The 10,231-nt window shown below is 62.4% G+C and carries 7 protein-coding genes; 6 read left to right on the plus strand and 1 reads right to left on the minus strand.

All coding sequences use genetic code 11. The features are described from left to right. The first annotated feature begins 67 nt into the window (after positions 1-67). The 6 genes from IC66_RS0100215 (at position 68) to IC66_RS0100240 (ending at position 8,951) form a co-directional block, all read left to right on the plus strand. Entirely contained in the window at positions 68-1,390 is a 1,323-nt protein-coding gene (locus IC66_RS0100215; RefSeq protein WP_038946244.1) for an NAD(P)/FAD-dependent oxidoreductase, read from the plus strand. A gap of 76 nt (positions 1,391-1,466) precedes the next feature. Beyond that, a complete protein-coding gene (locus IC66_RS0100220; RefSeq protein ID WP_244429063.1) occupies positions 1,467-2,858 on the plus strand; it encodes a cytochrome ubiquinol oxidase subunit I in 1,392 nt (463 codons plus the stop codon). After that, positions 2,855-3,859, plus strand: a complete 1,005-nt coding sequence (locus IC66_RS0100225) for a cytochrome d ubiquinol oxidase subunit II (protein WP_085967607.1) — start codon at positions 2,855-2,857, stop codon at positions 3,857-3,859. The genes IC66_RS0100220 and IC66_RS0100225 overlap by 4 nt, the downstream gene beginning before the upstream one ends. Continuing rightward, positions 3,852-5,768, plus strand: a complete 1,917-nt coding sequence (locus IC66_RS0100230) for a sensor histidine kinase (protein ID WP_038946246.1) — start codon at positions 3,852-3,854, stop codon at positions 5,766-5,768. The genes IC66_RS0100225 and IC66_RS0100230 overlap by 8 nt, the downstream gene beginning before the upstream one ends. Next, a complete protein-coding gene (locus tag IC66_RS0100235; protein ID WP_038946247.1) occupies positions 5,741-7,117 on the plus strand; it encodes a sigma-54-dependent transcriptional regulator in 1,377 nt (458 codons plus the stop codon). The genes IC66_RS0100230 and IC66_RS0100235 overlap by 28 nt, the downstream gene beginning before the upstream one ends. Before the next feature lie 118 nt (positions 7,118-7,235). Beyond that, positions 7,236-8,951: a PHA/PHB synthase family protein gene (locus IC66_RS0100240; protein WP_028145331.1), complete on the plus strand. Its 1,716-nt coding sequence runs from the start codon at positions 7,236-7,238 to the stop codon at positions 8,949-8,951. A gap of 633 nt (positions 8,952-9,584) precedes the next feature. Here the strand turns inward: IC66_RS0100240 and IC66_RS0100245 are convergent. Continuing rightward, positions 9,585-10,231, minus strand: a 647-nt coding sequence (locus tag IC66_RS0100245) for a DUF1275 family protein (RefSeq protein WP_083859248.1), incomplete at its 5' end; no start/stop codon positions are given.

Below are 10,231 nucleotides of genomic sequence, written 5' to 3' on the forward strand. Positions count from 1 at the left end.
TGTCGGAGAGAGCCTGATCGGAAGGACACGATTGGGCGGACTGTGAACGCGATCGGGCGAGGCCATCATGAGTGAGGCGCAATCGGGAAAGCTCCGGATCGTGATCGTCGGAGGCGGGGCGGGAGGATTGGAACTCGCGACCCGCCTCGGCGACAAATATGGCCGCAAGGGCAAGCTCGACGTCACGCTGATCGAGCGCAACCGGACGCATGTCTGGAAGCCGAAGCTGCACGAGATCGCGGCCGGCAGCATGGATATCGCTGCCCACGAGGTCGACTATCTCGCGCAATCCTACTGGCACGGGTTTCGTTACCGGATCGGCGAGATGATCGGGATCGACCGGGAGCGGCGTCAAGTGCTGGTGGCGCCCTATCTCGATGGCGAAGGGCGCGAGGTGACGCCGAAGCGGAGCTTCGACTACGATATCCTCGTCATGGCTATTGGCAGCCAGAACAACGATTTTGGCACGCCGGGCGTCGTGGACCACGCGATCAAGCTCGAAACGCAGGTCGATGCCAAGCGGTTCCACGAACGCATGGTCAATGCCTGCATCCGCGCCCATGCCCAATCGTCACCGCTCGGCGAACATCAGTTGAAGGTCGCGATCATCGGCGCCGGTGCGACCGGTGTCGAGCTTGCGGCGGAATTGCACCGGACGACGCGCGAAGTGGTGGCATACGGCCTCGATCAGGTCGATCCGCAGAAGGACATCAGGATCACGCTGATTGAAGCGGCGGATCGGGTGCTTCCCGCATTGCCGGAACGCGTCTCGAAGGAGACGGAGAAACTGCTGCTCAGGCTGGGTGTCAATCTGCTGGTCGGCGCCAAGGTGTCCGTAGTCGGGTCCGACCGCGTCAGCCTGACGGACGGGCGGACCATTCCCGCCGAACTGATCGTCTGGGCCGCGGGCGTCAAGGCGCCCGATTTCCTGAGGGACATTGCCGGGCTCGAAACCAACCGCATCAACCAGCTGGTGGTGCGGCCCACGTTGCAGACCACACGCGACGACAACATCTTCGCCATCGGCGACTGCTCGGCCTGCTCATGGGGCGAGCGGGGCAATGTGCCGCCGCGTGCACAGGCAGCCCATCAGCAGGCCTCGCATCTCTATTCCCAGTTCCCGCGGCATCTGCGGGGCGAAGCGCTGAAGGACTACCGCTACAGGGACTTCGGATCCCTGGTCTCGCTCGGCGAGTTCAGCACGGTCGGCTCGATGATGGGGGCACTGGTGGGCGGCAGCCTGGTCTTCGAGGGGCTGTTCGCGCGGATGATGTACCTGTCGCTCTACAAGATGCACGAATACGCCCTGCATGGTCCGGCCAAGGTGGCGCTCGACACGCTGGCCCGCCTGATCACCCGGCGGACCGAGCCGCACGTCAAGCTTCATTGATTGCGGTCGCGAAGGAGATGGATGTCGTGCCGGCCGTTGCGCACCCGGCGCCGGCTCGAGCCCGGAGGGGATGCTGATGGACGCTGTGCTCCTTGCGCGTATCCAGTTCGCCGCGAACATCACGTTTCATATTCTATTTCCATCGATCTCGATCGCCCTGGGCTGGGTGCTGCTGTTCTTCCGCCTGAAGCATCTGCGCGCAACCGACCCACAGCAGAAGCTGGACTGGCTTCGCGCCTATCGGCTGTGGACCAAGGTATTCGCCCTGACATTTGCGCTCGGGGTCGTCAGTGGCGTCACCATGAGCTTCCAGTTCGGCACCAACTGGCCGGGCTATATGGAGCGGGTCGGCAATATCGCGGGCCCGTTGCTGAGCTATGAGGTGCTGACCGCTTTTTTTCTCGAGGCGGGCTTTCTTGGCGTGATGCTGTTCGGCCACCGCCGCGTCGGCGAAGCAATTCACCTTGGGGCGACCTTTCTGGTGGCGCTGGGCACTCTGATGAGTGCGTTCTGGATCCTCGCCCTCAATTCCTGGATGCAGACACCGGCGGGATACGAAATTGTCGACGGCCAGTTCCATGCACGGAATTGGCTGGAGATCGTTTTCAATCCGTCCTTTCCCTATCGTTTCGTCCACATGGTGCTTGCGTCGTCGCTGACGTGCGCGTTCCTGCTGATCGGGATCAGCGCCTGGCAGCTCCTCAAGGGCGTCGCGACGGCGAGCGCCTCGCGGGTGCTGCGAACCGGGCTCGTGTTCGCGGCCCTGGCCGCGCCGGCGCAGATGGTGGCGGGCGATTTTCACGGGCTCAATACGCTCAAGTATCAGCCGCAGAAAATCGCGGCGGTTGAAGGCATCTGGGAAACCACGCGCGGCGCGCCGCTGCTTCTGTTCGCGATTCCCGACGATGCGACCCGGTCGAACCATTTCGAACTGGCCGTGCCGAAACTCGCGAGCCTTATCCTCCGTCACGATCCTGACGGGGAGCTCAAGGGGTTGAACGAGTTTCCATCGGCGCATCCGCCGGTGCTGCCGCTGTTCTGGTCGTTCCGGATCATGGTGGGAACGGGCATCCTGATGTTGCTCGTCAGCTGGGTCGGCCTCTGGAGGCATTGGCGCGACGGTTGGGAGTTTTCCCTGATGCCGCGGCCATTGCTCAGGTTGTTCGCAGGAATGACCTTTGCCGGATGGGTGGCAACCATCGCCGGATGGTACGTCACGGAGATTGGACGGCAACCGTTCATCGTGTCAGGCCTGATCCGAACGAGCGAGGTCGCTTCGCGCGTTCCATCGGCGAGCATCGCGCTGACCCTGGTCATCTACGTGACCCTCTATGTGGGCTTGCTGGTGGCCTATGTCGGCGTGCTGAAATATATGTCGGAGAAGCCGGAAAAGCGTTTGGCGGCGGTCACGTCGGAGGACCTTGCACAGGATCCGCTTCGCTATCAGAGCCGCGGAGAGTTCGCATGATGTCGATGTCCTTCGACGAGCTTCTGCCACTGATCTTCATCGGACTGATGGGCGTATCGCTGCTCGTCTATGTCGTGAGCGACGGCTACGATCTCGGGGTCGGCATGCTGATGCATCGGGCGACGCCGGACGAGCGGGATACCATGGTCGCCTCGATCGGCCCGTTCTGGGATGCGAATGAGACCTGGCTTGTCCTCGGCGTCGGCCTTCTCCTCGTCGCCTTCCCAAAGGCGCATGGACTGGTCCTGTCGGAATTGTACCTGCCGACCGCGCTCATGCTGGTCGGCCTGATCCTGCGCGGTGCAGCTTTCGATTTCCGGGTCAAGGCCAAGGCCGACCGGAAGGCGATGTGGGATCGCATGTTCATCGCCGGGTCGATGCTGGCGTCGGTATGCCAGGGCTGGATGCTCGGCCGCTACATCAGCGGGTTCGGCGAAGGCTGGAATTATCCGATCTTCGCCGGCGCAATCGCGATTGCGTTGCCGATGGCCTATGCACTGCTCGGCGCGACGTGGCTTGTGATGAAGACGCATGGCGAGCTGCAGGAGAAGGCGATCGAGTGGAGCAAGATCGCCTTCGCACCCATGGTTCTCGGTCTGATCCTGATCTCGATGGCAACGCCGTGGATCAGCGAGACGGTCCGCATCAGGTGGTTCACCCTGCCGGCGATGATCGCGGTGGCCTCGATCCCGATCACGTCCAGCGTTGCGCTGCTGACGGTCCGCCTTCTGCTGGGTGCACCGGCCGTGCGCGGCGCGCTTTGCTGGCTGCCTTTCGCGCTATTGGTGCTCGTGTTCCTCCTGAGCTTCCTTGGTCTCAGCTATAGCATCTACCCCTATGTCGTGATCGACCGGCTCACGGTCTGGCAGGCCGCCAGCAGTCCGGAGTCGCTCCGAGTCATACTGATCGGGGTCTGCGTGACGCTGCCGGTCATCATCGCCTACACCGGATTTTCCTATCGCGTATTCCGGGGCAAGACCATAGAGTTAGACTATGCGTGAGTGGCCTGCCGCAATTGCCGGCGCTCCCGGGTTTGTGCTGGTTCACAAGATGGCGGAGCTTTCATCCCTGGTGAACGTCAAGGAGCCTGCCAAGGTTGGTTCGGTGGCGCCTGCTTCCGCGCGTTGGTTCATTCGCGGTGCATTTGCCCTTGCGTTGGTCGCCGCCGCGGCGTGGCTCGGATATGCGGTCACGTTCCGCCGGGGACTGGACCATCTGCACGCCGTGGCCCAGCAGCGGCTGGCCGTCGAGGCGGCCAGACTCGACGGCCATCTTTCGAGATTTGAGTATCTCCCGTCTCTCCTGGAGACGTCCCCCGGCGTGTTCCGGCTGCTGGAGGCGCCCGGCGATCCCGCGTTGCAGCAAGCCGTCAGCCTCTATCTGAAATCGATCAACCTGCTGGCGGGGGCCGACAACCTCTACGTCCTCGGTGTCACCGGCGCGACGCTGGCCGCGGCCGATTTCGACCAGCCCGGAACACCCTTCGGCGAAAACCTGTCGTATCGTCCCTATGTGAGCGAAGCGCTTGCGAGCGGTCGCGGTGCATTCTTCGGTGTCGGTATCACCACCGCGCGCGCCGGTTATTATCTGTCCTATGCCCTGAAGGACAGCGGGACGACCAAGGGGATCGCGACCGTCAAGGTCAATCTGGATTCGTTCGAGCGGGCGTGGCGCAACATCGACAACGACATTCTACTGGTCGACGAGCGCAAGGTCACGATACTCGCCTCTCGCGACGAGTGGCGCTATCGCCCGATGGAGCCGCTGTCGGTTCAAACGCGCGATGACATCGCGCGATCCAAGCCCTACGGAAACCACGATCTTGCGCCGCTCGGATGGACCTTCGTCGCCCAGTCCGAGAACGGCACGGCACGGATCACCGCGGAGAACGGCACCGCCTATACCGTCAGCGAGCTTCCGATCAACCGCGGGCTGTGGAAACTCGTGCTTCTCGACGACGAGGCGCCCATACGGCAGACTGCGCTCGTCATCGGGGTCATATCGGGATTAGCCGCCCTCGTCGCGCTGCTGGCGCTTGGACTTGTGGAGCAACGCCGCAGAGAGATCAAGCAGCGGTTGGCGAGCCAGGCCGCGTTGCAGGCGGCGAACGACATGCTCGAAACCAGGGTGCAGGAGCGCACAGCCGAATTGCGCGCTACGCAGGATGAACTCGTTCATGCCGGCAAGCTGGCCGCGCTCGGCCAGATGTCGGCGGGCATCGTTCATGAACTGAACCAGCCGTTGGCAGCCTTGCAGACCGCCGCCGACAATGCCGTTTTGCTGGTCGACCGCGGATCAATCGGAGATGCCCGTGGAAATCTCACCCGCATTGGCGAGCTGGTGCGGCGGCTCGGACGCCTGACCGGCCAGTTGCGGGTGTTCGCATACAAGTCGAGCAGCCCGCTTGGCGCGGTTTCCGTTGAGCAGGCCGTGGCTGAATCGCTCAAAATATTATCCGGGCGAGTCAAGGAGGGCGGGGTTGCCGTCGCGACGGACATTGACGCAAAACTCTGCGTCATCGCCGATCAGACGCGGCTCGAGCAGCTGTTGTGCAACATAGTGGCGAATGCGCTGGATGCGGTGGAGAATGTCGAGCCGAAGTCGATCCTGATCCCGGCGGGCAGGGAGGAGGCGCAGAGCGCGCGCTGCCGCATTGCGATCAGCAACAGCGGGCCCGCGATCGCCCCCGACGTCCTGCAGCGCATGTTCGAGCCGTTCGTGACGACCAAGCCCGCGGGCAAGGGGCTTGGGCTGGGCCTGATGCTGTCCAACCACATTGCACGCTCGTTCGGTGGCGAGCTGCATGCGCGAAACCTGGCGCAGAGCGGCGCCGAATTTGTTGTGACCCTTCCATTGGCTGAGATTACAGAGGCGGCTCCCGCATGGGCGATGACCAATCGATCGGCGTGATCTATGTCGAGGATGATGACGACGTCCGGATCGGCGGGGTCCAGGCGCTCGAGCTTGCGGGATTTTCCGTTTCGGGCTTTGCCTCGGTCGAGACCGCCCACAGCTCCGTGCGCGCCGACATGCCCTTTGTCGTGGTCTGCGACGTGCGCCTGCGCGGGCGCAGCGGCCTCGATTGGCTGTCTGATCTGCGTCGGCTGGATCAGGATCTGCCGGTGATCCTGATCACCGGTCACGGCGATATTTCGATGGCCGTGCAGGCAATGCGGACCGGCGCCTATGACTTCATCGAGAAACCCTGCTCCTCGGAGCAGCTGATCTCGGTGGTGCGCCGGGCGGCGGAGAAGCGGCGGCTGACGCTCGAGGTGCGATCGTTGCGATCCGCCTTGGCGGACCGCCAGGGAATCGAGGCCAGCCTGCTCGGTCGGTCGCCGCAGATCCAGGAGGTGCGCCGGTTGGTCTCCACCTTGGCTGCGACCAATGTCGACGTCACGATCTATGGTGAGACCGGGACGGGCAAGGATGTGGTGGCGCGCTGCCTGCACAATCATAGCGGCCGCCGCGGCGGCAACTACGTTGCGGTGAACTGCGGCGGCCTGCCGGAATCGCTGGTCGAGAGCGAGCTGTTCGGCCACGAGGTCGGCGCGTTCACCGGCGCCACGCGTCAGCGGATCGGAAAGATCGAATACGCCAGCGGCGGAACGCTGTTCCTCGACGAGATCGAAAGCATGCCGCTCAGCGTGCAGGTCAAGTTGCTGAGGTCGCTGCAGGATCGCTCGATCGAGCGCGTCGGCACCAACAAGCCGATCGCTGTAGATTGCCGTGTCGTGGCCGCGAGCAAGGTGAATCTGCTGGAGCTCAGCGAAAAGCGGCTGTTTCGTGCCGATCTTTACTATCGCCTCGGCGTCGCTTTCATCGAGCTGCCGCCGCTGCGCGAACGGCGGGAGGACATCCCGCTGCTGTTCGAGCACTTCACTCTGGATGCCGCCAGGCGTTTCGAGCGCGACGCCCCGATCCTGGATGACCCGACCATGTCTCACCTCCTGGCCTATTCGTGGCCGGGCAACGTGCGCGAGCTTCGCAACGTCGCCGACCGTTTCGTGCTCGGTGTCCTCGACGGCAAGTCGATCAACAAGTCGGGCTTCGGCGCGTCCGATATGTCATTGCCGCGGCAACTGGAGAACATCGAGCGATCGATCATCGAGGATGCGCTGCGGCGCAGGCAAGGCGATGTCCAGGCAACGGCTGCCCTTCTGAGCATTCCGAAGCAGACGCTGTACGACAAGATCAAGCGCCTCTGCGTCAATGTCGACGGAATCAGGGAGGGCGCGACCGTCCGCTCCGGATCCTGAGACCGCGGCGGATGAGACGGCAAGCTCTCGGTGCAAGCGGGGGCAAAGGGCGCCAGGCAGAAGCGGCCCGAAAACCGGACGTCAACGAACCAATCAATTTTGCCAAGCGAGGAACGCCATGAATCGGCCATTCAACATGCCTGACGAATTTGTCGAGGGCTTTATGAAGGCGGGTGAAAGCCTGTGGCGCTCGCTCGGATGGGCGCCAAAGGGCGATCGTAACGGGGCCGATCCCGGCCCGGCTCTGAATTCGTCAGGCCTCGCTCAATTGCAGGCGGACCACATGATGCGGCTGTACAAGCTCACCGAGCATGTCCTCAAATCGGCCGCCGGCGTCCAGAGCGAAGCAGGCATCGAGCCCGCGCGCGGCGATCGCAGGTTCAACGCGACGGAATGGCGGGACAATGCCACCTATAGCCTGCTCAAGCAATGCTATCTACTCAATGCGCGCTATTGCGTCGACTTCGTCGAAGCACTCGATCTCGACGAGAAGGAAAAGCATCGGCTGCGCTTCTTCACGCGCCAGCTGGTCGAGGCGATGAGCCCGACTAATTTTCTCGCCACCAATCCTGACGTCATAAAGCTTGCGACGGACAGCGAGGGGCAGAGCCTGAAGGCGGGCTTGGACAATCTCATGGCCGATCTCGGCCGAGGCAGCCTGACGATCACGGACGAGGAGGCGTTCGAGGTCGGAAAAGACGTCGCCGCATCCAGGGGCGCGGTCGTGTTCGAGAACGAGCTGTTTCAGCTCATTCAGTATGAACCCGCGACCGAGCAGGTGACGGCCCGGCCGCTGCTGATCGTGCCGCCATGCATCAACAAGTTTTACATCCTCGACCTGCAACCGGCCAACTCCTTCGTCCGCTTTGCGGTCGAGCACGGCCTGACCGTCTTTATGGTCTCCTGGCGCAATCCGGATGCCTCGTGCGGGCACTTTGGCTGGGACGATTACGTCGGGCAGGGCGCCATGCGCGCCATCGAGGTGACCCGCTCGATCTCGGGTGCCGACAAGGTCAACGTGGTCGGCTGGTGCGTCGGAGGAACCATTCTGTCATCTGCGCTGGCGATCCTGCGGACGCGCGGCGACGAGTCGGTCGCCAGTGTGACGTTGCTGACCACCATGCTCGACTTCCGTGAACCGGGGGATCTCGGCGTGTTCGTGGACGAGGAGGGTGTGCGGCAGCGCGAGCAGACCATCGGCAACGGCGGCATTTACCGCGGCTCGGAGCTCGGGTTCGTCTTCCAAACCCTGCGTTCCAAGGAACTGATTTGGCCGAACGTGATCAACAACTATCTGAAGGGAAAATCGCCTGAGCGTTTCGATCTTCTGTTCTGGAATGCCGACGTGACCAACCTGCCGGGGCCGATGTATTGCTGGTACATCAGGAACATGTATCTGGAGAACAGACTTCGGGAGCCGAACCGGTTGACGATGTGCGGCACGTCCGTCGATCTGGGGCGAGTCGACCTGCCTGCCTATGTCTTGGCGACCGTTGAAGATCACATCGTGCCGTGGCGATCGGCCTATCGCACCACGGGCCTGTTCAGTGGCAACACCCGCTTCGTGCTCGGAGCGAGTGGGCACATTGCCGGCGTGATCAACCCTGCGTCGAAGAACAAGCGAAGCTATTGGCTGTCGGACAAGCGATGCGAAGACCCGGCGGCGTGGCTTGCGAGCGCTGACGAAAAGCCAGGCAGTTGGTGGAACGATTGGATCGCGTGGCTCAAGCCGTGGGCTGAAGATCAGGTGCCCGCCCGGACGCAACTCGGCAGCAACCTCTATCCTCCGGGGGAAGTGGCACCAGGCCGATATGTGAAAGCGAAGGCAAACTGACTTCGCTGAACGGTCATGGAACGATTGGAAGATTTCGGAAGAGCTGGCAGTTCGAGCAATCGCTGAGCGAGGCGACCTCATCATTAGAAGCGATGATGGATTGCTCTTCGTACCGTTTGGCGACATCGATACGTTGTTGAGGGCTGCCACAGAAAAGTGCGAGCGAAGCGCTTTGACTGCACATGCACACCTCGGCCTCCGTCTGACGTGTGCATTGAGAATCCGAAGAAGCGATTTCTGCTTCCAATTCATGCAAATATCGTCCTAGAAGAGCCAAGTTACGGAAGCCTCGTCAAATGAGAATTCTCAGTCGGTCCAATTGCACAAAGGGCTGATCGAAGTTAAAATACCTCAATAAGATGAATAGCTTAGAACGAAAATTCGCCGTAGCCCCCATGATGGACTGGAGCGAGAGCTCATGTTTTTCAAACGGTTAGAAGGCGCTGTGTGCACGACGTGTGCACCGGAAGATCAAAGAAAATCTAGCGACGACTAGCGTGAGCGGCTTCGGTGCTGAGCTTGGCGCACGGCTGACATTGCGCGACCGCGGCGCCATTTGAGCGCGGCCCTTCAAGTCTCCCGGCGCAGGTGCTTCCGCGCTTAGTAACAGTCACCCGGAAGGAGCTAACTGGCTTACCGTACAGCTATCGCAACAGCAGCCAGTGCTGCCGGAAGGGACCAGGCCCAGTCTGCCGCCAATGAAGCTGCTGCCGCGGCGACGACACATCCGAGCAGGAACCCGAACAAGCGACCCAGCGAACGATTCAGCGGGGTTGAATCGTGCGGCAGTAGCGGATGTCGGTCTGTCAGCAAGTCCATCGCTGACAGGACCGCGTTGGCCAGATTGCCGGTCATCACCGCGGTCGAGATCGCGCCGGGCACCGCCAGGCGGAGCAGGGCGTACTGGCAGGCCATGGCCGACACCGCGATCATGGCGGCCGTGCCGGCCAGCAATCCCACCGGATCGGCCGATGCCTTGGTGATGACGCAAAAGATCAGGAGTGCGACCAGAAGCAGGAATTGAACCAGGAGCAACAGTCGCGCCAGGCTCGGACCGCGCCGGCGCGAAGCCTGCGCGACCAGCCAGACGCTCCCCAACGCCAGCATGAAGACAGGAATGGCCAACAACTGCGCCCAGTGAAACGAGCCGCCCTCCACGGCGACGCCGGCGGCCAGCACGATATTGCCGGTCACATGCGCCGTGAAGACATGACCCAGGGTGAAGAAGCCGGTGGCATCGACCATTCCGGCGATCATGCTGAGCAACAGCGGCAGGCGCG

Source organism: Bradyrhizobium genomosp. III (genome assembly GCF_000261705.1).
GTDB classification, from domain to species: Bacteria; Pseudomonadota; Alphaproteobacteria; order Rhizobiales; family Xanthobacteraceae; genus Bradyrhizobium; species Bradyrhizobium ottawaense.